We start from the raw sequence: 26,312 nt of genomic DNA on the forward strand, positions 1-26,312 counted from the left end.
ATGAGGCCCTGCCAACGGAACGGAACTCCTGTGACCGGCTCAGCAGTATCAGACTCTAAGCTGTTGAAAATAGGCGATATTGAAGTCGCCACCCCGGTCTTCCTGGCACCGATGTCGGGGGTGACTGACTCGCCCGTGCGCCGGCTCGCCGCCGAGCTGGGAGCCGGTTTGGTCGTGTCCGAAATGACCGCCAGCGATGAGCTCGCCAACGGCCATCGGATGTCCCGGTTGCGCTGCGAAGCCACCGGGATCGGTCCGCACGTGGTCCAGCTCGCCGGTTGCGAGACGCATTGGATGGCGGAGGGCGCCCGGATTGCCGAAGCCGAAGGCGCCGACATCATCGACATCAACATGGGCTGTCCGGCCCGCCACGTCACCGGCGGCCAGTCCGGCTCGGCCCTGATGCGCGACCTCGACCATGCCGTCAGCCTGATCGAGGCGACGATCGCGGCGGTGAAGGTGCCGGTGACGCTGAAGATGCGGCTCGGCTGGGACGACCGCACCCGCAACGCGCCGGAACTGGCGCGGCGGGCGCAGGCATCAGGCATCAAGCTGGTCCACCGTGCACGGCCGCACCCGCTGCCAGTTCTACAAGGGCGAGGCCGATTGGGACGCGATCCGCACCGTGCGCGATGCCATCTCCATTCCGCTCGTCGTCAATGGCGACATCACCACTTTCGAGAAGGCGCTCGCGGCGCTCGAAGCCTCCGGCGCCGACGCCGTGATGATCGGCCGCGGCGCGCAGGGCCAGCCCTGGCTGCCCGGTGAGATCGGCCGACGCCTGAAAGGCGGGGCGGCGGAAGCCACGCCGTCGCTCGAGACGCAGCTGCATTATGTCCGCACGCTCTATGAAGGCGTCTGCGCGCTCTATGGGCTGCGCGTTGGTCTGCGGCACGCGCGAAAACATCTCGGCTGGGCGCTCGACGTCGCGGCCGATGTGAGCCGTGCGCCGGCGGAGAAGCTGAAATCCTGGCGCCAGAAGATCCTCACCTCGGAGGATCCCCGGCTCGTCCATCAGTCACTGCAAGATGCCTTCGACGACTTCGCATGGAGCGCTGCTGCATGAGCTCAGCTGCTGAACATCGTCGGCCTGTTCCGTCCGACAACGACGCGATTTTGGATGCCTTGCCCAATCCCGTGCTCATGATCGGGCCGGACGGCAAGATCGTTGCCGCCAACATCGCAACGGAAGCCTTCTTCGATATCTCGACGCAGTTTCTGAAGCGGCAGTCGCTGAAAGAGCTGGTGCCGTTTGGCAGTCCTTTGCTGGCGCTGATCGATCAGGTGCGCTCGTCGAACGCGGCGGTCAACGAATACAAGGTCGATCTGGGCACGCCGCGCATGGGCGGAGACCGCCAGGTCGATCTGCACGTTGCTCCGCTCACGGAACGGCCCGGCCATATCGTGGTGATGCTGCAAGAGCGCTCCATCGCCGACAAGATGGACCGCCAGCTCACCCATCGCAGCGCCGCGCGCTCGGTGATCGCGCTCGCCGCGATGCTGGCGCACGAGATCAAGAACCCGCTCTCGGGCATCCGCGGCGCCGCGCAGCTTCTTGAGCAGCAGGCCTCTTCCGAAGACCGCATGCTGACGCGGCTGATCTGCGACGAGGCCGACCGCATCGTGACGCTGGTCGATCGCATGGAGGTGTTCGGCGACGAACGTCCCGTGGTGCGCGGTCCCGTCAACATCCATTCGGTGCTCGATCACGTCAAACGGCTGGCGCAATCCGGCTTTGCCCGCAACATCCGCTTCGTCGAGGATTACGATCCCTCGCTGCCGCCGGTGCTGGCGAACCAGGACCAGCTCATCCAGGTGTTCCTCAACCTCGTCAAGAACGCCGCCGAAGCGCTGATCGATGTTCCCGACGGCGAGATCCAGCTCACCACCGCGTTTCGTCCCGGCGTGCGCCTGTCAGTCCCCGGTCAAAAATCCCGTGTATCCCTGCCGCTGGAATTTTGCGTGAAGGACAACGGACCAGGCGTGCCGGACGATCTCCTGACCAACCTGTTCGATCCCTTCGTGACCACCAAGCAGACCGGCTCGGGCCTGGGCCTCGCGCTGGTCGCAAAGATCATCGGCGATCACGGGGGCATCATCGAATGCGAATCTCAGCCGCGCAAGACCACGTTCCGCGTGCTGATGCCGATGTATTCCACATCGGTGAAACATGCCGATCACAGCAGTCGCGACGGCTCTGCCGGGAAGTCGTCGTCTGCATCTCAGGGGGCAAAATGAGGATCAACAATGCCCGCAGGTAGCATTCTCGTAGCTGATGACGACACCGCCATCCGCACGGTTCTTAATCAGGCCCTGTCGCGGGCCGGATACGAAGTCAGGCTCACCGGCAATGCCGCGACGCTGTGGCGCTGGGTCAGCCAGGGAGAGGGCGATCTCGTCATCACCGACGTGGTGATGCCCGACGAGAACGCGTTCGACCTGTTGCCGCGGATCAAGAAGATGCGGCCGAATTTGCCTGTTATCGTCATGAGCGCACAGAACACCTTCATGACGGCGATCCGCGCCTCCGAGCGCGGCGCCTATGAATATCTGCCAAACGCCCTTCGACCTGAAGGAGCTGATCGCCATCGTCGGCCGTGCGCTGGCCGAGCCGAAGGAACGGGTCTCGACGCCGAACGAGGACGCCGAGATGGAGGCGATCCCGCTGGTCGGCCGCTCGCCGGCGATGCAGGAAATCTATCGCGTGCTGGCGCGCCTGATGCAGACCGACCTCACCGTGATGATCACGGGCGAGTCCGGCACCGGCAAGGAGCTGGTGGCGCGCGCGCTGCATGATTACGGCAAGCGCCGCAACGGCCCGTTCGTCGCGGTCAACATGGCGGCGATCCCGCGCGACCTCATCGAGTCCGAACTGTTCGGCCATGAGCGCGGCGCCTTCACCGGCGCCAACACCCGCGCCTCCGGCCGGTTCGAGCAGGCCGAAGGCGGCACGCTGTTCCTCGACGAGATCGGCGACATGCCGATGGAGGCGCAGACCCGCCTGCTGCGCGTGCTCCAGCAGGGCGAATACACCACCGTCGGCGGCCGCACCCCGATCAAGACCGACGTGCGCATTGTCGCTGCCTCCAACAAGGATTTGCGCGTCCTGATCCAGCAGGGCCTGTTCCGCGAAGATCTGTTCTTCCGCCTCAACGTCGTGCCGCTGCGGCTGCCGCCCTTGCGCGAGCGCATCGAGGATCTGCCGGATCTCATCCGCCATTTCTTCGCGCTCGCCGAGAAGGACGGCCTGCCGCCGAAAAAGCTCGACACGCTGGCGCTGGAGCGGATGAAGCAGCACCGCTGGCCGGGCAACGTGCGCGAGCTCGAAAACCTGGCGCGGCGCCTCGCGGCGCTCTATCCGCAGGACGTGATCACCGGCTCCGTCATCGACGGCGAGTTGGCGCCACCCACGGTCAGCCCGGGTGCCGCAGTCCAGCATGGCGTCGACAATCTCGGCGGCGCGGTGGAGGCGTATCTCTCCTCGCACTTCCAGGGCTTCCCGAACGGCGTGCCGCCGCCGGGCCTCTATCACCGCATCCTCAAGGAGATCGAGGTGCCGCTGCTCACGGCCGCGCTCGCCGCCACCCGCGGCAACCAGATACGCGCCGCCGATCTGCTCGGCCTCAACCGCAACACGCTGCGGAAGAAGATCCGGGATCTCGATATCCAGGTTTATCGAAGCGGGGGCTAGCCTTCCCGGAACGGACGGTGGCTCAGCTCCCCCTACCAAAGAGAGCTGAGCCTGTCCGGATCGCGCTGGCCGTTATGGCTGACGCGGTGGGCAGAAGTCCTGATTGGACCGAAATGTTCCGCTGGAACATTGAAAATGGTCATTCAGCCGCGGGATGCGGCCTCACACACTATCTGACAAGCCGGCCTGTCATCGGCATCATGCTGGCGACATTCGCCGGCGGCACCTGCAAGCCGGGGCCGTTGACCAGGAGGTCAGCGGCCACAATCAGCAGCAGCACGGCCGACACCATCATTGCGAGATAGAACTTGTCCATGCCCGGTTAAGCCGCTGGGCCGGAAAACCGTTCCCGCAAGGAGGTCTTGCGACAGCGGCCTGTGGATGCGCCGGTCGGTTGCGGCCTGGACGCCGCGGAATTGTCGCAATTCGGCAACAATGTGGTACGAATACATCAGTATCCGCCCGCGGCGGATCCCGTTTTCAGCACCCATTGCCGGAATGACCAGCGCAGAGACCTCGGCCGCATCCTTTGACACGGCCCCAGCGGAAGAGCCCCGGCGTTGGTCGGCGCGACGCTGGCTGGCGCCGTTCGCCGTGGCGCTGGCGCTCCTGTCGGCGTTCCTGACCTTCATGGTCCTGACCGGCCTCACGTCAATCGAGCCAACGCCGGCGGTTGTCCGCTCGTTCTATCTGATCAATGCGGGCACGATCCTGCTGCTGGTCGGCATCATCATCCGCGAACTCTGGCAGCTGATCCTGGCGCGGCGGCGGGGCAGGGCGGCGGCGCGACTCCATGTCCAGATCGTCAGCCTGTTCTCGATCGTGGCGGTGCTGCCGGCGGTGCTGGTCGCCGTCGTCGCCAACGTCACCATCGAGCGCGGCCTCGACCGCCTGTTCTCCGGACCGACCAAGGAGGTGATCCAGAACTCGCTGACGATCGCGCGGGCCTACATGCAGGACCATGCGCAGCTGATCCGCGGCGACATCCTCGGCATGGCCAACGACATCGCCCACGCCCGGCCGCTCTACGATCAGGATCGCCGCTCGTTTCGCGAGCTGCTGACGTCCAGCGCAGCCTCGCGCAACCTGCCGGGCGCGATGATCATCGACAAGAACACCAACATTCTCGAATCCGCCGACACCGGCATGCGGCTGGCCTATTCGCCGCCGGCGCCGGACTTCCTCAGCAACGTCAACGAATCCGAGCCCGAGATCGCGGTGCTGCCCGATGCGAGCTTCGTCGCCGCGGTGGTTCGCTTGCGTGCCTTCAGCGACACCTTCCTCTACGTCGCGCGGCCGCTCGATCCGAACGTCGTCAACCAGCTCAAGCAGACCGAGCTCAGCGTCGCCGAATACGCCCAGATCGAGTCGCGCCGGCTCGGCATCCAGGTCGCCTTCGCTCTGATGTTCGCGGTGATCGCGCTGACCATCCTCATGGCCTCGGTGATCATCGGCCTCAACTTCGCCAACTCGCTGGTCTCGCCGATCCGGCGGTTGATGAACGCGGCCCAGACGGTCTCGACCGGCGATCTCCATGTGAAGGTGCCGGTGCACCAATCGGAAGGCGACCTCGCCCAGCTGGGTGAGACTTTCAACAAGATGACGCAGGAATTGCGCAGCCAGCGCGACGAGCTCGTCAACGCCAGCGATCTCATCGACAGCCGCCGCCGCTTCATCGAAGCCGTGCTGTCCTCGGCAAGCGCCGGCATTATCGGCGTCGATACCTCAGGCAGCGTCGGCATCCTCAACCGTTCCGCGGAAAAGCTGATTGGGCACTCCGAAGCCGAGACGCTCGGCCATCCGCTCTCCGACGTGCTGCCCGAGCTCGAAGAGATGATGAAGACGGCGAGGGAAGGGACCCAGCGCCTGGTGCAGGGCCAGATCACGATTACGCGTGACGGGCAGGAACGCAATCTGTCGGTCCGCGTCAGCGCCGAGAAGACCAGCCAGCCGCACGACAGCTACATCATCACGCTCGACGACATCACCGATCTGGTCTCGGCGCAGCGCACCTCGGCCTGGGGCGACGTCGCGCGCCGCATCGCCCACGAGATCAAGAACCCGCTGACGCCGATCCAGCTCTCGGCCGAGCGCATCCGCCGCAAATTCGGCAAGGACATCACCGAGGGCAAGGACAAGCAGATCTTCGAACAGTGCACCGACACCATCGTGCGCCAGGTCGACGATATCCGCCGCATGGTCGACGAGTTCTCGCGCTTTGCGCGGATGCCGAAGCCGGTGATGGAGGGCGAGGACGTCGTGGACACCGTGCGACAGGCGGTGTTCCTGATGAAGGTCGCCCATCCGGAGATCGATATCGAGGCCGAGTTCAAGGAAGACCCGCTGCGCGCCCAGTTCGACCGGCGGCTGATCTCGCAGGCGGTCACCAACATCGTCAAGAACGCCACCGAGGCGATCGAGCAGGTCCCCCTGGAGGAGCTCGGCAAAGGCCGGATCGACGTCGTGGCGTCGCGCGAGGGCGAGGACGTGCTGATCGACGTCGTCGACAACGGCATCGGCCTGCCCAAGGTGGCGCGCTCGCGCCTCCTCGAGCCGTATGTGACGACACGCGCCAAGGGCACCGGCCTTGGGCTCGCGATCGTCGGCCGCGTGCTGGAAGACCATGGCGGGCGCATCGAACTGAAGGACGCCTCCGACTTCCGCGAGGGCCAGCGCGGCGCCTGGATGCGGATGCGTTTTGCGGTCTCCGGCACTCCCGCGAAAAGCGAGGGGGCCGAACCGGTGACCGCGGCAACGACCAAGCCGGACATCAGGGAAACGGTCACGGAATCCGTCAAGGATATGGAAACAAAAGAGCCGGCCACTGAAACCAAAGAGCCGGCTGAAAAGACCAATGATTCAACGAAAACCGAAGCCTCAACAGGCAGCTGAGAAAACAGGCGCGACCCATGGCAAGTGAAATTCTGATTGTCGATGATGAGGCCGATATTCGGGATCTCGTTGCGGGCATCCTCGAAGACGAGGGGTTCGTGACCCGGACCGCGCGCGACAGCGATACGGCGCTCGCCGAGATCGCCAACCGCAGGCCGCATCTGGTGTTTCTCGACATCTGGCTGCAGGGCTCCAAGCTCGACGGCTTGCAGCTGCTGGAGCAGGTCAAGAAGGACAACCCCGATCTGCCGGTCGTGATGATCTCCGGCCACGGCAACATCGAAACCGCGGTCGCCGCGATCAAGCGCGGCGCCTACGATTTCATCGAGAAGCCGTTCAAGACCGACCGGCTGATCCTGGTCGCCACCAGAGCGCTGGAGAACTCGCGGCTCAAGCGCGAGGTCAAGGAGCTGAAGCAGCTCGCGCCGAGTGCAAGCTCGCTCGTCGGCCGCTCGCCCAGCATGAACCAGCTGCGCCAGACCATCGAGCGTGCGGCCAAGGCCAACAGCCGCATCCTGATCGTCGGCCCCGCCGGTGCCGGCAAGGAACTGACCGCACGCACACTGCACACGGCCTCGGGCCGTGCCGAAGGCCCCTTCGTCGTCATCAACGCCGCCGCGATCACGCCCGAACGGATGGAGCACGAGCTGTTCGGCATCGAGCAGTCCAACGGCGAGCACGCGCGCAAGTCCGGCGCGCTCGAAGAGGCCCATGGCGGCACGCTGTTTATCGACGAGATCGCGGACATGCCGCGCGAAACCCAGAACAAGATCTTGCGCGTGCTGGTCGAGCAGTCGTTTCAGCGCGTCGGCGGCAACGGCAAGGTGCAGGTCGACGTCCGCATCATCTCCTCCACCGCGCGCAATCTGGAAGAGGAGATCGCGGGCGGCCATTTCCGCGAGGACCTCTATCATCGGCTCTCGGTGGTGCCGATCCGCGTGCCCGCGCTGTCGGAGCGTCGTGAGGACATTCCGGAATTGATCGATTACTTCATGGAGCAGATTTCGGCGGGCAGCGGCCTCCCCAAGCGCCAGATCGGGCAAGACGCGATGGCGGTGCTGCAGTCGCATGTCTGGCCCGGCAATGTGCGTCAGCTCCGCAACAACGTTGAGAGAGTCATGATTCTGGCGGCGGGCGGCCCGGAGATCATCATCACCGCCGACATGCTGCCGCAGGACGTCGGCTCCATGGTTCCGGCGATGCCGACCAGCAACAATGGCGAGCACATCATGGGCCTGCCGCTGCGCGAAGCGCGCGAAGTGTTCGAGCGCGACTATTTGATTGCACAGATCAGCCGTTTTTCAGGAAATATTTCTCGCACGGCCGAGTTTGTTGGCATGGAACGCTCGGCGTTGCACCGGAAATTGAAGGCGCTCGGTGTCGGCTGACGCCGCGACGTGGCGGAGATAGGCGAGGAAAATCATTGATTTCCGTAGTTTTTCGGAGCCATACGGCGTGGGCTGGCGCGTGAAGCGGCTTGCCTAATAAGCCCACCTGTCCTCTAATCGCACCGCTGTTCCTTCCGAGGGGGATCTCATGAGGGACGGCAACCGGGAGAGGCGCCGAATTTCAGAAAGAGGGCCGCAACCGGCGCAATAAAAAGAAACTCAAAGCGAGAAAAAAAATGGCGGCAGACCGCGCACAAAACCTGCAGGACACCTTCCTTAATCACGTTCGCAAAACTAAAACGCCACTGACGATCTTTCTGGTCAACGGAGTGAAGCTCCAGGGCATCGTGACCTGGTTCGACAATTTCTGTTTGCTGCTTCGGCGCGACGGTCACTCGCAGCTCGTCTACAAGCACGCGATCTCGACCATCATGCCGGGCGCTCCGATCCAGTTGTTCGAAGGCGGCGAGGAGCCGGCTTGAGAGTGATCTGATTGGAACCCCGGAATTTCGACGGGGATACCGACCGTCCGCGGTCGGCAGGGGCCAAGCAAACGGGGCGGGTGCTTGTCATCGGCCCCTACTTGCGGGTGCGCGCGGGTAGTGCCGACGCGCAATCGGAAAGCCATATCCTGCGTGACGCCCAGGCCCGGCTCGATGAAGCCGCCGGCCTCGCGCGCGCGATCGATCTCGTCGTTGCCGACGCCATCATCACGCCGGTCAACCAGATCAGGCCCGCGACTTACATCGGCAAGGGCAAGGTCGAGGAGATGGCCGGGCTGATCAAGAGCCTTGATGTCGAGCTCGTGGTGATGGATTGCGCGCTGGCGCCGATCCAGCAGCGCAATCTCGAGAAGGAATTGCAGGCCAAGGTGCTCGACCGCACGGGCCTCATTCTGGAGATCTTCGGCCGCCGCGCCAAGACCAAGGAAGGCTCGCTCCAGGTCGAGCTCGCGCATCTCAACTACCAGCGCTCGCGTCTCGTCCGCTCCTGGACCCATCTCGAGCGCCAGCGCGGCGGCTTTGGATTCATGGGCGGTCCCGGCGAGACGCAGATCGAAGCCGACCGCCGCCTGATCCAGGAGCGCATCTCCAAGCTCGAGGGCGACCTGAAGAAGGTGCAGGCGACGCGGCGTCTGCATCGTGCAGGACGCCAGCGTGTGCCGTATCGCGTGGTCGCGCTGGTCGGCTACACCAATGCCGGCAAGTCGACGCTGTTCAACCGCCTGACCCGCGCCGATGTGCAGGCGGCCGACATGCTGTTCGCCACGCTCGACCCGACCCTGCGCGCGCTCACCCTGCCGCACGGCGGCAAGGCGATGCTGTCCGATACCGTCGGCTTCATCTCCAACCTGCCGACGCAGCTCGTCGCCGCCTTCCGCGCCACGCTGGAAGAGGTGCTGGAGGCCGACGTCATCCTGCACGTGCGAGACATCTCGCACGATGACGCCGAGGCGCAGCAGAGCGACGTCGACGCCGTGCTGCGCCAGCTTGGCATCAATCCCGATGACTCAGGCCGCATCATTGAAGTCTGGAACAAGATCGACCGTTACGACGCCGAACAGCGCGAAGAGCTTTTGAACATCGCTGCGCGCAGGCCGAAAGACCACCCGGCGATGCTGGTCTCGGCCGTGTCAGGCGAGGGCGTCGACGCACTTCTTGCCGCTATCGAGGAACGGCTCGCCTCAAAACGCACCACGCTCGACCTTTCGATCGACGCGGCCGATGGCGCCGGCATCAGCTGGCTGCACCGCAATGCCGAGGTGTTGGTGAAAGAGCTGCACGACGGCCGCTTCGACATGACGGTGCGGGTGGACGAGACCAAGCGGGACATCGTGGTGAACCGGTTCGACGCCGTGCCGCGCGTGGCGTGATCTCTCCCACGTCGTCCCGGACAAGGGCGCCGCAAGCGCGCAGATCCGCGGCCCTTATCCACAGCAAGCAATTTGGTGCGCGGCATTAGTCGCGTCGTATCTCGAACCAGGTGCGATCCCAAACACGATATTGGACTTAGCGGCTGGCTTCCTTGCGTCCCTCTGACGCCGGCTTCTCCTCGGCCTTCGCCGCATTCCACAGCGCGTCCATCTCTTTCCAGCGACGCCTGCTCCAGCGCTCGCCCCTGCGCTTCCAGCGCCCGTTCGATATAGGCAAAGCGCCGCTCGAACTTCGCGTTGGTCGCGCGCAGCGCGGCCTCCGGGTCGGCATCGACATGGCGGGCGAGGTTGACCAGCGCAAACATCAGGTCGCCGGTTTCCTCCGCGATCTCATGCTTGTCGTTGCGGTCGAGGGCGGCCTCGATTTCGTCGGCTTCCTCGCGGATTTTTGCCAGCACCGCGCGCGGGTCGTTCCAGTCGAAGCCGACGGTCGAGGCCTTGCGCTGAAGCTCCATGGCGCGCGTCAGCGCCGGTTGGCCGGCCTTCACGCCTGACATCAGCGATTTGTGCGAAATTTCTTCCGGTGGCCGGCGTGCGGCGCGCTCGGCCTTCTCCTCGGCCTTGATGCGGTCCCAGACTTCCTTGACGTGGGAGGAGGCGAGGTTACCGTCCTTGTCTACGAAAACGTGAGGATGGCGCCGGATCATCTTGCGGGTGATGGCCTCGACGACATCTCCAAAAGCGAACGCATTCTGCTCCTCGGCCATCCGGGCGTGGAACACCACCTGCAACAGGAGGTCGCCGAGCTCTTCGCAGAGATCGTCGAGATCGCCACGGCCGATGGCCTCGACCACCTCATAGGCTTCCTCGATCGTGTAGGGCGCGATGGTCGCAAAATTCTGATCGAGGTCCCAGGGGCAGCCGGTCACCGGCGTGCGCAGCGCCGCCATGATCTCGATCAGGCGTGAAATGTCGCGGGAAGGGGTCATTGCGGGGCAGTCTCCTGGCTCTCAAGCCTTATGCCAAAAGCGGGCCGCCGTTCCCAGCGTAGCGCGGCGGAACAGGCCGATTTCCACCGATTGGCGGCCGAGGTGCGCAATGCTAAAGCGCGGACCATGAGCGACGCATTTTCATCAAAAACCGCGCTGGTGCTGTTTTCCGGCGGCCAGGATTCCACCACCTGCCTCGCCTGGGCGCTGAACCGCTTTGCGCGCGTGGAAACGCTGGGGTTCGATTACCGCCAGCGCCATGCCATCGAGCTGGCCTGCCGCGACCAGCTGTTCGACGGCATCAGGGGCCTGCGCGCGGATTGGGCCGCAAAACTCGGCGAGAGCCACACGCTGTCGATCCCGACGCTGGCGGACGTGTCCGAGACGGCACTGACGCGCGATGTCGCGATCGCGATGGGTGCCGACGGCCTGCCCAACACCTTCGTGCCCGGCCGCAATCTGGTGTTTCTGACTTTCGCCGCGGCGCTGGCCTACAGGCGCGGCATCACCCACATCGTCGGCGGCATGTGCGAGACCGACTATTCCGGCTATCCCGACTGCCGCGACGACACCATCCGCGCCATGCAGGCCGCGTTGTCGCTGGGCATGGCCCGCAAGTTCGAGCTGCATACGCCGCTGATGTGGATCGACAAGGCGGCGACGTGGCAGCTCGCGCACGATCTCGGCGGCGAGGGGCTAGTCGACCTCATCCGCGAGCAGTCGCACACACCTGCTATCTCGGCGAACGCGGCGCGCAGCATGATTGGGGATACGGCTGCGGCGAGTGCCCTGCATGCAGCCTGCGGGCGAAGGGGTGGCGGGAGTATGTGGCGGGAAGGTAGCGCGTCTCGCCTCCTCTCGTGCCCCGGACGCAGCGCAGCGCTCCCTCAGCGGTGCGCTGCAGAGCCGGGGCCCATCCATCATAGCTTATCGTGTTGCCATCTGGGTCCCGGCTCTGCGCCGCAACGCTTAGGCGTTGCAGCTTGTCCGGGACACGAAGTCTTCGCAATGACGGGTGTGGCGCGAGCTAGCCAAAATCTTCCTGCTTTAGCTCGATCGGCTTGCCGTGAGGCGTGCGATCCGCAGCGTGATCCCAGGCATCGCGGTAGCGGTGCAGCGTTTCCGCAGACGCAACGCCCTTGCGCGCGACGAGGCCTTCCAGCGTGGCGAGCCAGTGCAGATAGTAGGTCTCGCCCGTGTCAGGGTCGCCGGCCGCCTGCGCGCGCTTGATCTCTGAGGCCAAGGCTGCCGCCCATTCGGGCCAGGTGAACACGCCGCGGTCGTGCAGCGTCAACGCCATGGCGAAGGCGTGCGCCTCCCAGGGCGCGCGGAACACTGGGCCGTCGTCATCGCGCGGAATGCTCGGTATGGCCGCAGTTGCTGCGGCCGCGGCCGTGCTGCTCATCACGCCGGGTCCAGATAGGGCTCGAACGCGTCGATCGACACCTTCAAGGTCGGATCAGCGTCCGCGCCCCAGAGATCGCGGCCCTCGAACACCACCGTGTAGAGCCATTGCGGATTCTCGCCGAGCTCCATCGCCGCCGAATCCGGAAACACGTGACAGCCGTGGTTCAGCTCGACGACACCGACATGGCCGCGCACGTAGCGCGGCAGCCGCGTGTGCGTTGCCGGATGAATGTTTTTCGCGCGCACGCGGTCGCCGATCCCAAATCTCTCCGGCGCCGGAGCAGGGCGGGCGAACTTGCCGCGCACCATGGTGCGCTCGACATTATCGCGCTCCAGCCTGCCGTGCTTGAGCGCCTTTGCGGATTGCATCGCATGGCCGGCGGCGACCTCCTCCCTTGTGAGGTAGCCCTTCTCGATCAGCATCGCCTCGAGCCCGAGGAACCATTTCTTGTAATAGGAGCTCGACAGGTACACGTGCGGCGGCAGCGTCTCGCGATAGAAGCGCGAGGTGTCGATATTGAAGGCACCGGCCGCGCCCATCGCGCGCACCATCGCCAGCACCCGCGACTCCCATTCCGCATGGAACACCGGCTCGTTCGGCTCCGGCTCGACCTTGCCGAATCCGTCCATGCCGCCCATGTCGTGCACGCCGTTCATGACGGCGCTCCCGGCGTTTTGGGAAAGCCGGTGCCGATCATGGAATCGCGCGTGACGAGTTCGGCGAGTTGTTCCTCGCTCCAGCCGTCCGTGCCGTCGGGGCGCATCGGCAGCACCAGGAAGCGTGTCTCCGCGGTGGAGTCCCAAACTCGAATTTCCATGTCCTTCGGCAGCGTGACGTCGAAATCGGCGAGCACGCCGCGCGGGTCCTTGACCGCGCGAGAGCGGTAGGGCGCGGCCTTGTACCAGACCGGCGGCAGCCCCAGCATTTCCCAGGGGTAGCAGGAGCACAGCGTGCACACGACCATGTTGTGACGCTGCGGCGTGTTCTCGACCACGACGAGATGGTCGCCGACGCGGCTGACATGGCCTAGCGTGCCGATCGCCTTGGAGCCGTCTTCCAGCAGCGCCTGCTTGAACGCGGGATTAGTCCAGGCCTTGGCGACGACGCGCGCGCCGTTATGCGGGCCGATCCTGGTCTCATAGGCCTGGATGATGGCGTCGAGCGCTGCCGGCTCGACATAGCCTTTTTCGGTCAGGATGGTTTCGAGCGCGCGTACGCGAAGCTCGGTCTCCGACAGCTCGGAATGATCGTGATCGTGGTGATGATGATGTTCGCTCATGGGGCAAAGATAGTCCCAGAATCCGGGCGTTGTCGAGACGAAGACTCTGCTAACATCGCACCATGGGCTGGGCTGCGAGAACCGGAATAGCCGCTGCAATCGCAGCATTTGGCGCATTCGCGGCGCAGGGTGCGCGCGCCGCGAATGGCGCCTATGCGGTCGATGCCGCCGACATTTCCGAGGTCGGCTCCTGCAAAGTGGAAAGCTGGATGTCGGTCGCGACCAACACGGATTTTTCGGCGGTCGCCAATCCCTCCTGTGTCGTTGATCCCTTCAGGCCGATCGAGCTGAGCCTGCAGACCATCCGGGCCCGGAGCGATGGTGACTGGAGCACGACGGTCGCTCCAAAAGCGAAGACGAACTTCGTCCCGACCGGAATAGGCCGGTGGGGGTTGTCAGCGTATGGCGGCAAATCATTCGACGCGGCGAGCGGCGATGCCCTGTCCGCCTTTGTCGTGATCCCCGCGACCTTCCGCCTGTCGGAGACCATGCGCATCAATGTCAATGGCGGCTGGCTGTGGGATCGCACGGTCGATCGTCATTACCTGACCTACGGCGTCGGCTTCGATTGGAAATTCACCGACACGTTGCAATGGACGATCGAAGCTTACGGGCAAGCTGGCGCCTCCGAGGTCGCAAGCGTCGTCCAGCCGCGTTTCGAGACCGGCGTCCGCTACCGGCCGAACGAGATATTCTCCGTCGACGTGATCTACGGCCGCAACATCACCGGCGAAAGCGGCAACTGGATCACCATCGGGACCACGGTCCGGTTTCCGGTCCGCGGCAGCGAGCCCGAGCACCACCGCACCGGGCATTTGTGAGCACCAAGAAAACCAAGAACAGGGGAGATTGCGTTGTCTGACTATGTGAAGATCGAGAAGGGCCTCGGGCCGGAGGGGCGGATTGCGGTGGTGCGGTTCGACCGCGGCGACGGCATCAACGCGCTGTCGCCGGAGGCGCTGCGCCAGCTCACCGCGGCCGCGCGCAGTTTTGAGGATGACGCCGCAACCTCTGTCGTGGTGCTGACAGGCAGCGCGGACGCGTTCTGCGCCGGGTTCGACCTCAAGGATGTCGAAGGGCGCTCGCGCAAGGACATGGACCTCGGCGCGCTGCGGCGGCATCTCAATCTCGGACCGCGCTTGACTCGCCTTACGCGACGGGACCGGCGCCGATGTGTTTCGGCAGCGGCTATATCGGGAAGGGCCAGTTCTGGGGTTTTGGGCTGATCTTCGGAGTGCTCTATTTCGCGGGGCTCCTGCTGATCATCCTGCCCTGGTTGCAGGTCCATTGAGCCAGGCCGGAGTCCCCCGGCAGATGAATTTTCTTCGGTGGGGCGGGATTTGGAAAACTTCGTCCAATTCCTCGCAAATATGTGACATTGCAAGAGCGACCTGAAAGGGCGATGGTGCGTGCTGCGGTGCAGCGCGCTCCACGCGAGCCCTCATCGCGGTTTCATTCTCCGTCGCTTGATGCGACCCGGTTCCCGGATGCCCCAGAGGCCAAGCGGAACAATTGTGCATGAAGGCGCCTCCATGAACGCCCACCCATCGCTCGCGATCGGACGGCCGATCGAAGAGCTTGACGCGATCTCACGTGACGCGGTCTCACCTGCCGCGACTGCGCCTGACGCGATGGTCCGTTTCGAGGGCATCTCCAAGACCTATCCGGCCTATCGCGGCAAACCCGGCGTCGATGCTCTGCAAAATATCGATTTCGCGATCCCACGTGGCTCGATCACAGGCGTCATCGGCCGCTCCGGCGCCGGCAAATCGAGCCTGGTCCGGCTTATCAACGGACTGGAGAGGCCGACCACCGGCCGCGTCGTCGTTGACGGCCGTGACATCTCGGTGCTTGCGGGCCGCGATTTGCGGCTGGCGCAGCGCTCGATCGGCATGATCTTCCAGCACTTCAATCTGCTGTCATCGCGCACCGCAGCCGCCAACATCGCGCTGCCGCTGGAGATCGCCGGCTGGGCCAAGGCCGACATCATCGCACGCGTGGCCGAGTTGCTTGCGCTGGTGGGCATCGCCGACAAGCACGACCGCTACCCGTCAGAACTCTCCGGCGGCCAGAAGCAGCGCGTCGGCATCGCGCGGGCCTTGGCAACGCGGCCGAGCGTGCTGCTGTCGGACGAGGCGACCTCGGCGCTCGATCCGCAGACCACGCGGGCGATCCTCGATCTGCTCGCCAACATCAATCGCGAGCTCGGGGTGACCATCGTGCTGATCACCCATGAAATGTCCGTGGTGCGTCAGCTCGCCAGGGACGTCGTGGTGCTCGACGCCGGCCACGTCGTCGAGAGCGGCCACGTCGCGGATATCTTCACCCATCCCGAACATCCGATCACGCAATCATTCCTGGCTGAAGTCATCGGCGACAGCTTGCCGGTGTCGCTGGCGAGCCGGATCGTTTCGGAGCTGCCTGCGGGCGGACAGGCCGTGATTCGCATCCAGGTGCGTGGGGCAGGAGCCGGCGACACGCTGGTGGCGCGTCTCGCGCGCGAGCTCGGCCTCGACGTCTCGCTGCTGTCGGCCCGCATCGACGAGATCGGCGGCCAGCATGTGGGCTCGCTGACGTTGGGTATTCCGCTCGGCACTTCTTGCAGCGACGACGCGACGACGCGGACGCTGGCCTGGCTCTCACAATATCAATTCCCCGCGGAGCGTCTCGGCTATGTCGCCTGAACTCATCAACCTGATCATCCAGGCCACCGGCGAGAGCCTGTACATGGTCGGGCTCGCGGCGCTGATCGGCACCGTCATCGGCCTGCCGCTCGGCGTCTTTCTCGCGACCAGCCGGAAAGGGGAGCTGTTCGCGGCGCCCGTCGTCAATCGCGTGCTCGGCATCGTCGTCAATGCGACGCGGTCCACGCCCTTCATCATCCTGGTCGTAGCCATCATCCCGTTCACGCGCCTCGTTGCCGGCACCTCGATCGGATCGACGGCCGCGATCGTGCCGTTGACGATCGCATCGGCGCCGTTCATCGCGCGCCTAGTCGAGGCCGCGATCCGCGAGGTCGATGGCGGCCTCATTGAAACGGCGTCCTCGTTCGGGGCCTCGCCGATCCAGATCGTGCTCAAGGTGCTGATCCCCGAAGCGTTGCCGGGTCTTCTGCTCGCGCTGACGCTCGCGGTGGTCAGCCTGCTCGGCTATTCCGCCATGGTCGGCGCCGTCGGAGGTGGCGGGCTCGGCGATCTCGGCATCCGCTACGGCTATCAGCGCTTCATGCCGGAGATGATGCTGGCCGTCGTCGTGGTGCTAATCGCGCTGGTGCAGCTCGTCCAGAGCGCCGGCGATTATCTCGCGCGCCGGGTCAACCGCCGGCTGCGGCATCGCTGACATCGGTTGGGGGCGGCCCTCACATCGGGTATTTGATGTGGTTCTGAATATTGATCTCCGTACCTGTCTTTGCTGAATTCAAACGTTGCTGACGCCGCCGTCGACGAGCATGTCGGAGCCTGTCATGAACGCGCTCTCGTCCGAGGCGAGGAAGACCGCCGCCGCCGCCAGCTCCTCGGGACGCCCGAGTCTCAGCATCGGAACGTAGTTGGCGTACATCTTGCGAATGGCGGCGGCCTCCTCGGGCGTCGACGCTTGGGAGTCCATGATGGGCGTGTCGACGGGGCCGGGGCTCAGCAGGTTCGCGCGGATGCCGCTGTCTTTGAACTCGGCCGCCCAGGTCCGCACATACGAACGCACCGCCGCCTTGGTGGCCGCATAGGTCGAGTGGTTCGCCAGGCCCATGGAGTGCATGGCCGAGGACACCAGGATGATCGATCCTCCGCCGCCCATCATCGGCAGCATCTTCTGCACCAGGAACAGAGGACCCTTGGCCATCAGGTTGAACGTGCGGTCGTAGTGCTCCTCCGTGATGTCGCGCAGCGGCACCTGCTCGGTGATGCCGGCATTGGACACGACCACGTCCACCTTGCCCTTCGTGCTTCGGACGGTGTCCGCAACGCGGTCGAGATCCGCAAGGCTGGATGCGTCGGCCTGGATCGCGGTGACGTTGCCGCCGATGAGCTTCACCGCCTTGTCGAGCGCTTCCCGGCGACGGCCGAAGATGAACGCGTGCGCGCCTTCCTTCACGAACCGCTGGGCGATGGCAAGCCCGATCCCGCTGTTGCCGCCGCTGATCACTGCGACCTTGCCTTCCAATCTCGACATGACACGTCCCTTGGCTTGCGTTCCCGGCTCGTCCGGAGAACCTCAACTAGGTCGGTTCGTATCAGCCGTTCAGTGCGGAACTACGCACAAGGGTGGTGCGTTTTTCGACCGGTCGGATTGTGGGCTTTTCACCCAGGGCCAGGCGCGCAAGACCAAGCGCGCATACGTCCCACGCGCTGCGCGCACCTCTGGAGAGATTCCAATGCCCCAGCGGTCGCCCCAGAATCCCGGGATGTGCATGGTGTAGTGCAGCTTGTAGAGCAACGAGACGAAGTTCTCCCGCGTCACCGGCCACACCGCGCCCCAATAGCGCCGGCCGCGCTCTCGGTCACCGGAATCGCGCCCGTATCCGCGTGCGCGAGACGGCTGCGATGCGCCTCGACCGACAGCTCACGCCGGCGGAGTAGGGCACAGCCCCTCGCGGATGAACCTTCCCGGCCGGGACCGGTACAAAGACTGGAGATCGCACCCAGCCGGAACTTGCAATGAGATCGCTCGCCTTGCTCTGCCTGCTCGCCTTGGCCACGCCCGCTTATGCGGCGACGCCCGAGCAGCACTATCTCGACCTGCGCGATCGCTACATCGCAAAGTTCTCGAAGGCTCCGGAAAACGACGAGACCAGCAAGCAACACGATGCGGCGCTCAGGGAGCTGACAACTGTACTGCGCGGCCTGGTGGGCCCCGTCGCGATCAAGGGACTGCCGGCCGACGGCAAGACGAACGCGGACACGCTCTTCAAGGGCGACTCCGGCTTCGGCCATCTCGACGGCCTCGGCTTCGCCTCGGAAAGCGACACGATGCAGGCCGTCGTGACCACCATTGCGCTGCTCAAGCACTGGCTGCGCGAGCACGGCGAGGACGGCATGCCCGAGGGCATCGACGCGGCCTTCAAGTCGGACCGCTTCTACTATCAAGCGATCCAGGACTCGGCCTTCGCCAAATATGCCGAGCTGCCGATCACGAAGCCCGCGGGAGTGAGCGCGGCGGTCGCTGTGCTGGGCGTGCGTGGCAATGGCGACCTGAAGGGACCGCCGCATGAAATCGACGTGGTCGCGATTCAGGGCGAAAAGGTCTACTTCCTCGCCGCAAGCGACGCCTTGAAAACGGCTGAGATCCCGGCCTGCGAGAAAGTCTGGAAGCAGATGATGGCCAAGCCCATCGACAAGAAGGACCCACGCGGCGACATCACCCGCGAGGACAATGCGATGACCACATACACGGCATGCTTCGCCAAGGAGGCGCCGAGGCAGAGCTGGTTCGCGGCGGCGGTCAAGAAAGCGCAGAGTCAGTTGGAGCTGCTGCCGCTGCGGTAGAGCGCGCTGCCGCCCAAATTCCAGCCGCGGCCGCCTTCGCCAAAGATCTCGTACCCCGTCGCCGTCACTGCAACAGTATCCTCCAGCTTGATAAACCCGCGCTTGGGATGCTTCATCGTGGTCTCGATCGACACCACCATGCCTGTTTCGAGCGGCAGGCGGGCGTCGGGGTCGTCGTAGGGGATCGGGCCCTTGGCGGTCAGGCGAGGGGCCTCGTGGCTGACGAGGCCCATGCCGTGGGCCAAAAACTCCGTGCAGTCGCGCTGGCTGATCTGGGCAAGCTGCCGCTCGGCCGCGACGTAGATGTCGCCGCCCATGGCACCGGGCTGGACCGCGGCGAAGGCGGCGCGCTGGACCGCTTCGATCTCGGCCAGGCAGTCTTTCAACTCGGCATCGGGATCGCCGAGCACCGCCATGCGCGCGAGATCGCCGATATAGCCGTGATAATTGCCGCCGGAGTCCAGCGACAGCACCTCGCCTTGCTCCCAACGCTGCGCTGACGGCGCCCGGTTGTGGCTGTTGCCGCAGGCGAGCAGGCAGTATTCGAAGGTCAGCCCGCGATTGGCCTCGGCGATGCGCAATGCATCCGACAATTGCTGCTTGGTGGTGCCCGGGCCGTGCCCGGCGATCACCTCCAGCATCGACGCGATGACGAGCTCGGACGCGGTCTTGAGCTTTGCGAGTTCCTCGGCAGACTTGACCGAGCGCAGCCGCTCCAGCACCAGCAGCGCGTCCTTGAGCTCGGCGCCGGGCAGGGCGTCACTAAGCGCCCGGCCCGCATCCATCGGCAAAAACGCCATCTCGACTCCGACCCGCTTCAAGGGCATGCCGGCGTAGCGGATCAGGCTTGCGGCCCGTGTGATCGCATCGATCGAGCCGTTGGACTCGGTCCGGACCTGTGCGACCCATGGCGGCGCAACGGCGCGCTGATGGGTCTCCAGCCTGTGCCCGACATAGACGGCGTGCTCCGGCGCGCCCTTGGGATAGACCAGGACCGGCAGATAACGGCTGACGCCCAGCGCATCCATGTAGTCGAAGAAGATCGCGCGCTCGGCACCCAGGAGGTACTGCACATTGTGCTTGGAGGTCGCGACCAGCACGTCGAGGCCGGCGGCCTCCATCAGACGGTCGAGCTTGGCGGCATCGAATGGAATGGCGCGCGAGCGGTCTGCGCGGGCGACGTTCTCCTGCATAACGAACCTCCCAATGTCTGGCGCGGCTTGTCTGGCTGCGTCCGGTGACTTGCCTGCCTAGCGTACAAGTCTGAGCCGGGAGCAGGGTTCTCGGTAGCCGTCGATTAGGCCGGGCTGATCTGCACACCCATATCCGTAATTCGCATAAGGTATATTATGGAATATCTTTATATACAATCAGATCAGTCAGTTAGCTGGAATTCCTCTCACTACACCTTCGCTCCTCGTCTTTTCCGGCCCGGCGGTCGCATATCGTCCCAGCTCTCGACAGCTACTGTGCATGGGGTTGTTTTCGCAGTTTAGATTCCGGTCTATGCATCCGAAAGCCGATATTGCCGTGACGATGTCCGGCTCTGCAATAAGCGAGTCTTCGCGAGATCGCAGATGACCTTCTGACCCGACGTCCGTATGGTTTGCATCTCAGAACAACAACAAACCTTCCGAGGAAGCAGACCCATGAGCTTTTCCCGACGCACGCTTCTCAAGGCCTCCGCCGCGACCGCGGTCCTGGGCGGCATCGGTGCGCCCCATGTGGCCCGCGCTCAGAGCGCCGAGTTCACCTTCAAATACGCCAACAACCTGCCGGACACCCATCCGATGAACGTGCGCGCCAAGGAGATGGCGGCGGCGATCAAGGCCGAGACCAAGGGCAAGTTCGACCTGCAGATATTCCCGAACAACCAACTCGGGTCCGACACCGACATGCTGAGCCAGATCCGCTCCGGCGGCGTCGAGTTCTTCACGCTGTCGGGTCTGATCCTGTCGACCCTGGTGCCTGCGGCGTCCATCAACGGCATCGGCTTTGCGTTCCCGGACTACGACACGGTCTGGAAGGCCATGGACGGCGATCTCGGCGCCTTCGTCCGCGGCGAAATCAAGAAGTCCGGCCTCGAGGTCATGGACAAGATCTGGGACAACGGCTTCCGCCAGACCACGTCGTCAAGCAAGCCGATCACCGGTCCTGACGACCTCAAGGGCTTCAAGATCCGCGTGCCGGTATCGCCGCTGTGGACCTCGATGTTCAAGGCGTTCGATGCGGCGCCCGCCTCGATCAATTTCGCCGAGGTCTATTCCGCGCTCCAGACCAGGATCGTCGAGGGCCAGGAGAACCCGCTGGCGATCATCTCGACGGCCAAGCTCTACGAGGTGCAGAAATACTGCTCGCTGACCAACCACATGTGGGACGGCTTCTGGTTCCTGGCCAACCGCAAAGCCTGGAGCAGCTTGCCCGAGGATGTGCGCACCGTCGTCGCCAAGAACATCAATGCCGCAGCGGTCAAGGAACGCGAGGACACCGCCAAGCTCAATGCCAATCTCCAGCAGGAGCTCGCGGCCAAGGGCCTGACCTTCAACCAGCCCGCGGTCGCGCCGTTCCGCGACAAGCTGCGGTCCGCCGGCTTCTATGCCGAGTGGAAGGGCAAATATGGCGACCAGGCCTGGGACCTGCTGGAAAAGGCCGTCGGCAAGCTGTCGTAACGCGTTGGGGCCGTCATGGCTCATATCGAGGTCGGGGTGAGCGGCGTGGCGGGCGAGGCGACTGTTCAGTCCCCTCGCCGACCTTCGCTGCTGGCCTCGACGGAGCGCGCACTCGGCCTCCTCGTCGAAATCCCGGCGGCGATCCTGGTCGTCGCCGAGATCGCGATCCTGTTTGCCGGCGTGGTTGCGCGCTACGGCCTGCACCGGCCGCTGATCTGGTCCGACGAGCTCGCCTCGATCCTGTTCCTGTGGCTCGCGATGCTGGGCGCGGCCGTTGCGTTCCGCCGCTCCGAGCACATGCGCATGACGGCGATCGTCGCCAGCGCCAAGCCTGCGATGCGGGCCTGGCTCGATCTGGTGGCGACCTGCGCGGCGCTGGCCTTCCTGGCGCTGATCGTCTGGCCGTCCTGGGACTACGCCTACGAGGAAAGCTTCATCACCACGCCGGCGCTGCAGATATCCAATATGTGGCGCGCCGCCGCGCTGCCGGCCGGCATCTGCCTGATGACGGCGTTCGCGCTGTTGCGGCTGCTGCGTGCAGCCGATTACCGCATGGTGCTGACGGCCGCGATCTCCGTTGCTGTCGTTGTCGGCCTGTTCTGGCTGGCGCAGCCTTATCTACGGCCGCTCGGCAATCTCAACCTCGTCATCTTCTTCGTCGGCGTCGCCGGCTTCTGCGTCTTTGCCGGCGTTCCGATCGCGTTCGGATTCGGCCTCGCGATCTTCGGCTATCTGGCGTTGACCACGCGCACGCCGGTCATGGTGCTGGTCGGGCGGATGGACGAGGGCATGAGCCACCTCATCCTGCTCTCGGTGCCGCTGTTCGTATTTTTGGGGCTCCTGATCGAAATGACAGGCATGGCACGGGCCATGGTGGCGTTCCTGGCGAGCCTGCTCGGCCATGTCCGCGGCGGACTGCATTACGTCCTTGTCGGCGCCATGTACCTGGTCTCCGGCATCTCCGGCGCCAAGGCTGCCGACATGGCGGCGGTCGCGCCCGTGCTGTTCCCGGAGATGAAGCAGCGCGGCGCCAAGCCGGGCGATCTCGTTGCGCTGCTCGCGGCCACCGGCGCGCAGACCGAGACCATTCCACCTAGCCTCGTGCTGATCACGATCGGCTCGGTCACCGGCGTCTCAATCGCCGCGCTGTTCACCGGCGGCCTCCTGCCCGGCGTGGTGCTCGCGATTACGCTGTGCATGCTGGTTTGGTGGCGCTATCGCCACGAGGACATGAGCCATGTCCGCCGCGCCACGGGTGGCGAGATCGGCAAGACCTTCATCATCGCCCTGCCCGCGCTCGCGCTGCCCTTCGTGATCCGCTACGCCGTGGTCGAGGGCATCGCCACCGCCACCGAAGTCTCCACCATCGGCATCGTCTATGGCGCCCTGGTCGGCCTGCTCGTCTACCGCCGCTTCGACTGGCGGCGGCTGTTTCCGATGCTGGTCGAAACCGCGGCGCTGTCGGGCGCGATCCTGCTGATCATCGGCACTGCGACCGGCATGGCCTGGGGCCTGACCCAGTCCGGTTTCTCGCGCTCGCTGGCGTCGGCCATGACCGGATTGCCCGGCGGCGCCGGCACCTTCATCGCCGTCTCGATCCTGGCCTTCACCATCCTCGGCAGCGTGCTGGAGGGCATCCCGGCGATCGTGCTGTTCGGGCCGCTGTTGTTTCCGATCGCGCGCGCCGTCGGCGTGCACGAGGTGCACTATGCGATGGTGATCATTCTCGCCATGGGTATCGGGCTATTCGCCCCGCCCTTCGGCGTCGGCTATTATGCCGCCTGCGCTATCGGACGCGTCGATCCAGCCGAAGGCATCCGGCCGATCTGGGGCTATCTGCTGGCGCTGCTGGTGGGATTGATTGTCGTCGCTGTCTTTCCGTGGATCTCGATCGGATTCCTGTAAGCCGGCGCGTGAGGGAGGTGTCGATGAGCGAGCGGCAGAACCAGTACAATATCGGCCTCGACAAGACGCCCGCCAACTACGTGCCGCTGAGCCCGTTGAGCTTCCTCGCGCGCAGCGCCGCGGTCTATCCCGATCACGTCAGCACGGTCTACGAGGGGCGCAGCTTCACCTGGCGCGAGACGCATGAGCGCTGCAAGCGTTTTGCGTCCTGGCTCGCGAACAAGGGCATCGGCGCCGGCGACACCGTGGCGGCAATGCTGCCGAACATTCCGGCGATGAACGAGGCGCATTTCGCGGTGCCCATGACGGGTGCCGTGCTCAACGCGCTGAACATCCGCCTCGATGCGCCCTCGATCGCGTTTCAGCTCGACCATGGCGGCGCCAGGATCATCCTGGTCGATCCGGAGTTTTCGGGCGTGATCACCGATGCGCTCGCGCAGATGACCGGACCGAAGCCGTTCGTGATCGACGTCGACGACGCTGCGTTCACGGGCGGCAGGCGCATCGGCGAGATCGAGTATGAGTCCGCCGTCGCGCAAGGCGATCCTGACTTCGCGGCGATCCCGCCGGGCGACGAATGGGACGCCATCGCGCTAAGTTACACGTCGGGCACCACGGGCAATCCCAAGGGCGTCGTGACCCATCATCGCGGCGCATATCTGAATGCCGTCAGCAATATCCTCGCGGGCAATCTCGGCCAGCATCCGGTTTATCTCTGGACGCTGCCGATGTTCCACTGCAACGGGTGGTGTTTCCCCTGGACTATTGCTGCCGCCGCCGGCGTCAATGTCTGCCTGCGCAAGGTCGAGCCGACCAAAATCTTCGAGCTGATCAAGCAGCACGGCGTCACCCACATGTGCGGGGCGCCGATCGTCTACAACACGCTGATCAACGCGCCCGACGCACCAAAGGGAAATGCCGCGCGCCATGTCGTCGGTCTGATCGCCGGCGCCGCGCCGCCCGTCGCGGTACTCGAAGGCGCGGAAAACATCGGAATCAAGCTGACGCATGTCTACGGCCTGACAGAGGTCTACGGCCCCGCCTCTGTCTGCGCCGAGCAGCCCGGCTGGGATGAACTCCCCGCCTCCGAGCGCGCCAGCCTGAAGCGGCGGCAGGGCGTGCCCTACCCGCTCGAGGAAAGCGTCACCGTCATCGATCCGCAGACCATGAGGCAAGTGCCGCGCGATGGCGAGACCATCGGCGAGGTCATGTTCCGCGGCAACATCGTGATGAAGGGCTACCTCAAGAACGAGAAGGCGACCAGGGACGCCTTCGAAGGCGGCTGGTTTCACACCGGCGACCTCGGCGTGCTCGACGCGCATGGCTATGTCATCATCAAGGATCGCTCCAAGGACATCATCATTTCCGGCGGCGAGAACATTTCCTCCGTCGAGGTCGAGGACATCCTCTACAAGCACCCGGCCGTGCTGTTCGCCGCCGTGGTCGCAAAGCCCGATCCGAAATGGGGCGAAGTGCCCTGCGCCTTCGTCGAGCTGAAGGACGGCGCAAGCGCAAGCGAAGCCGATATCATCGCCTTCTGCCGCTCGCATATGAGCGGCTTCAAGACGCCGAAGGCCGTGATGTTCGGGCCGATCCCGAAAACATCGACGGGAAAGATCCAGAAATTCCTGCTGCGCAACGAAGCCGGATCGGCGAAGGCGATCTCGACCTAAGTCTGTTCGGGCTCAGACGCCCGCCGCCGGACGGCGACGGGCGAAAGGCCTCTCCGTCGCTACATCTTCTTGTAGGCGTCAATCAGCGCCTGGCCGTCGGGCCCTGCTTTTTTGAGCCAGTCGGCGGTGAGCTGCTCGCCGATCTTCTGGAAGCCGGCCTTGAGGGCCGGGCTCGGCGGCTCGACCGTCATGCCCTTCGCCTTGAGCTGGTCGATGTACCAGGTGCTCTTGTCCTCCCAGGCCTTCCAGCCGCGCGTTTCCGCGGTCGCGGCGGCCTTGAGAATGGCCTCCTGGGTCGGCTTGTCGAGCGCCTCGAACGCAGCCTTGTTGACGAAGGTGTAGTCCTTCGGGATCCAGGCCTGCACGTCATAGAAGTACTTCAGCGACTCCCATGCCTTCGCATCGTAGCCCGTGCCGCCGGACGACATGAAGGAGTTCACGACGCCGGTCGCAAGTGCCTGCGGCAGCTCGGCGGCCTGGATGGTGACGGACTGCGCGCCGACCAGCTCGCCAATGCGCGCGGTTCCAACGTTATAGGCCCGCCATTTCAGGCCCTTCATGTCTTCGATCGTCGCAAGCGGCTTGCTGACATAGACGCCCTGCGGCGCCCACGGCACGACGAACAGCAGCTTGAGACCCTGCGCATCGAGCTTCTTGGCAATCAGCGGCTTCGACGCCTGATACAGTTTCATCGCAGCCGGGAAGCTGGTCGCCAGAAACGGCACCACGTCGATCCCGAATACCGGATCCTCGTTCTCGTGGATCGACAGCAATACTTCACCCATCTGCGCCTGCCCGGTCATCACCGCGCGCTTGATATCGGGTGCCTTGAACAGCGAGGCGCCGGGATGAACCGTGATCTGGAGCTTGCCGGATGTCGCGGCATCGACGTCCTTGGCGAACGCGACCAGATTCTCCGAGTGTGGATTGTCGGCGGGATACGCTGCCGGCAGATTCCATTTGGTCTGAGCCAAAGCGGGTGTCGCAGCCAGCACGGCGCCGGCGATCAGGGATGCGCGGAATAAACGAGAGATCATCGGGCTTCTCCTCACAGTCAATTTGAAA

19 protein-coding genes and 6 pseudogenes are annotated in these 26,312 nt (G+C 64.7%); 17 read left to right on the forward strand and 8 right to left on the reverse strand.

Going from position 1 to position 26,312, the window contains the following annotated elements; genetic code table 11:
* The first annotated feature begins 63 nt into the window (after positions 1-63).
* From dusB to ntrC, 3 genes and pseudogenes are all read left to right on the forward strand, one after another.
* Positions 64-1,066: pseudogene (dusB, locus tag ACVWW3_RS11050) on the forward strand (tRNA dihydrouridine synthase DusB).
* Entirely contained in the window at positions 1,063-2,238 is a 1,176-nt protein-coding gene (locus ACVWW3_RS11055) for a two-component system sensor histidine kinase NtrB (protein ID WP_247353395.1), read from the forward strand. The pseudogene dusB and the gene ACVWW3_RS11055 overlap by 4 nt, the downstream one beginning before the upstream one ends.
* 9 nt (positions 2,239-2,247) lie before the next feature.
* Positions 2,248-3,691 (forward strand): annotated as a pseudogene (gene ntrC, locus ACVWW3_RS11060) (nitrogen regulation protein NR(I)).
* 169 nt (positions 3,692-3,860) lie between these two features.
* Here the strand turns inward: ntrC and ACVWW3_RS11065 are convergent.
* Positions 3,861-4,007, reverse strand: a complete 147-nt coding sequence (locus ACVWW3_RS11065) for a hypothetical protein (RefSeq protein ID WP_247353393.1) — start codon at positions 4,005-4,007, stop codon at positions 3,861-3,863.
* Positions 4,008-4,189: 182 nt separating this feature from the next.
* Between ACVWW3_RS11065 and ACVWW3_RS11070 the strand changes: the two genes are divergently transcribed.
* From ACVWW3_RS11070 to hflX, 4 genes are all read left to right on the forward strand, one after another.
* Positions 4,190-6,583 (forward strand): sensor histidine kinase, encoded by a 2,394-nt coding sequence (locus ACVWW3_RS11070; protein ID WP_247445692.1) that lies wholly within the window; start codon positions 4,190-4,192, stop codon positions 6,581-6,583.
* A 17-nt stretch (positions 6,584-6,600) separates the two neighbouring features.
* Entirely contained in the window at positions 6,601-7,971 is a 1,371-nt protein-coding gene (ntrX, locus tag ACVWW3_RS11075; RefSeq protein ID WP_247445693.1) for a nitrogen assimilation response regulator NtrX, read from the forward strand.
* Between the two features lie 236 nt (positions 7,972-8,207).
* On the forward strand, positions 8,208-8,453 hold the full coding sequence (gene hfq / locus ACVWW3_RS11080; RefSeq protein WP_247353387.1) for an RNA chaperone Hfq: 246 nt from the start codon (positions 8,208-8,210) through the stop codon (positions 8,451-8,453).
* 11 nt (positions 8,454-8,464) lie between these two features.
* Positions 8,465-9,844, forward strand: a complete 1,380-nt coding sequence (gene hflX, locus ACVWW3_RS11085; RefSeq protein WP_456650044.1) for a GTPase HflX — start codon at positions 8,465-8,467, stop codon at positions 9,842-9,844.
* 136 nt (positions 9,845-9,980) lie between these two features.
* Here hflX and mazG read toward each other — a convergent pair.
* Positions 9,981-10,833: pseudogene (mazG, locus tag ACVWW3_RS11090) on the reverse strand (nucleoside triphosphate pyrophosphohydrolase).
* A 126-nt stretch (positions 10,834-10,959) separates the two neighbouring features.
* Between mazG and queC the strand changes: the two are divergent.
* Positions 10,960-11,675, forward strand: a pseudogene (gene queC, locus ACVWW3_RS11095) (7-cyano-7-deazaguanine synthase QueC).
* 185 nt (positions 11,676-11,860) lie between these two features.
* Here queC and ACVWW3_RS11100 read toward each other — a convergent pair.
* The 3 genes from ACVWW3_RS11100 to nthA are packed head-to-tail and all read right to left on the reverse strand — an operon-like array spanning position 11,861 to position 13,520.
* Positions 11,861-12,238, reverse strand: coding sequence for a nitrile hydratase accessory protein (locus ACVWW3_RS11100; RefSeq protein ID WP_456650041.1), 378 nt, complete (start codon positions 12,236-12,238; stop codon positions 11,861-11,863).
* Entirely contained in the window at positions 12,238-12,897 is a 660-nt protein-coding gene (gene nthB, locus ACVWW3_RS11105) for a nitrile hydratase subunit beta (protein ID WP_456650040.1), read from the reverse strand. The genes ACVWW3_RS11100 and nthB overlap by 1 nt, the downstream gene beginning before the upstream one ends.
* Positions 12,894-13,520, reverse strand: coding sequence for a nitrile hydratase subunit alpha (gene nthA, locus ACVWW3_RS11110; protein WP_456650039.1), 627 nt, complete (start codon positions 13,518-13,520; stop codon positions 12,894-12,896). The genes nthB and nthA overlap by 4 nt, the downstream gene beginning before the upstream one ends.
* A 62-nt stretch (positions 13,521-13,582) precedes the next feature.
* Here nthA and ACVWW3_RS11115 point away from each other — a divergent pair, with 62 nt between their 5' ends.
* The 5 genes and pseudogenes from ACVWW3_RS11115 (at position 13,583) to ACVWW3_RS11135 (ending at position 16,859) form a co-directional block, all read left to right on the forward strand.
* A complete protein-coding gene (locus tag ACVWW3_RS11115) occupies positions 13,583-14,341 on the forward strand; it encodes a hypothetical protein (protein WP_456650038.1) in 759 nt (252 codons plus the stop codon).
* Between the two features lie 33 nt (positions 14,342-14,374).
* Positions 14,375-14,669, forward strand: a pseudogene (locus ACVWW3_RS11120) (enoyl-CoA hydratase/isomerase family protein); the annotation flags it as partial.
* Positions 14,665-14,811, forward strand: a pseudogene (locus ACVWW3_RS11125) (anion permease); the annotation flags it as partial. The pseudogenes ACVWW3_RS11120 and ACVWW3_RS11125, both read left to right, overlap by 5 nt.
* A 241-nt stretch (positions 14,812-15,052) precedes the next feature.
* A complete protein-coding gene (locus tag ACVWW3_RS11130; RefSeq protein WP_456650037.1) occupies positions 15,053-16,204 on the forward strand; it encodes a methionine ABC transporter ATP-binding protein in 1,152 nt (383 codons plus the stop codon).
* Entirely contained in the window at positions 16,194-16,859 is a 666-nt protein-coding gene (locus tag ACVWW3_RS11135) for a methionine ABC transporter permease (RefSeq protein ID WP_247445702.1), read from the forward strand. Before ACVWW3_RS11130 ends, ACVWW3_RS11135 begins: the two co-directional genes overlap by 11 nt.
* Positions 16,860-16,937: 78 nt before the next feature.
* Here ACVWW3_RS11135 and ACVWW3_RS11140 read toward each other — a convergent pair whose 3' ends face one another.
* Positions 16,938-17,687, reverse strand: coding sequence for an SDR family NAD(P)-dependent oxidoreductase (locus ACVWW3_RS11140; RefSeq protein ID WP_354106187.1), 750 nt, complete (start codon positions 17,685-17,687; stop codon positions 16,938-16,940).
* A 485-nt stretch (positions 17,688-18,172) separates the two neighbouring features.
* Between ACVWW3_RS11140 and ACVWW3_RS11145 the strand changes: the two genes are divergently transcribed.
* Entirely contained in the window at positions 18,173-19,000 is an 828-nt protein-coding gene (locus ACVWW3_RS11145) for a hypothetical protein (protein ID WP_456650036.1), read from the forward strand.
* Here the strand turns inward: ACVWW3_RS11145 and ACVWW3_RS11150 are convergent.
* Positions 18,973-20,193, reverse strand: coding sequence for a M24 family metallopeptidase (locus tag ACVWW3_RS11150; protein ID WP_456650035.1), 1,221 nt, complete (start codon positions 20,191-20,193; stop codon positions 18,973-18,975). The genes ACVWW3_RS11145 and ACVWW3_RS11150 overlap by 28 nt on opposite strands.
* A 456-nt stretch (positions 20,194-20,649) precedes the next feature.
* Between ACVWW3_RS11150 and ACVWW3_RS11155 the strand changes: the two genes are divergently transcribed.
* The 3 genes from ACVWW3_RS11155 to ACVWW3_RS11165 are packed head-to-tail and all read left to right on the forward strand — an operon-like array spanning position 20,650 to position 25,247.
* Positions 20,650-21,669 (forward strand): TRAP transporter substrate-binding protein, encoded by a 1,020-nt coding sequence (locus ACVWW3_RS11155; protein ID WP_354050506.1) that lies wholly within the window; start codon positions 20,650-20,652, stop codon positions 21,667-21,669.
* 15 nt (positions 21,670-21,684) lie between these two features.
* Complete coding sequence (locus ACVWW3_RS11160) at positions 21,685-23,574, forward strand: TRAP transporter large permease (protein WP_456671960.1); 1,890 nt, start codon at positions 21,685-21,687, stop codon at positions 23,572-23,574.
* Positions 23,575-23,597: 23 nt separating this feature from the next.
* Complete coding sequence (locus ACVWW3_RS11165; protein WP_456650034.1) at positions 23,598-25,247, forward strand: acyl-CoA synthetase; 1,650 nt, start codon at positions 23,598-23,600, stop codon at positions 25,245-25,247.
* A gap of 59 nt (positions 25,248-25,306) precedes the next feature.
* On the opposite strand, the gene ACVWW3_RS11170 is transcribed toward ACVWW3_RS11165, so the two are convergent.
* Entirely contained in the window at positions 25,307-26,284 is a 978-nt protein-coding gene (locus ACVWW3_RS11170; protein ID WP_247353354.1) for a TRAP transporter substrate-binding protein, read from the reverse strand.
* Positions 26,285-26,312 lie beyond the last annotated feature (28 nt).

Source organism: Bradyrhizobium sp. LM2.9 (assembly GCF_054056555.1).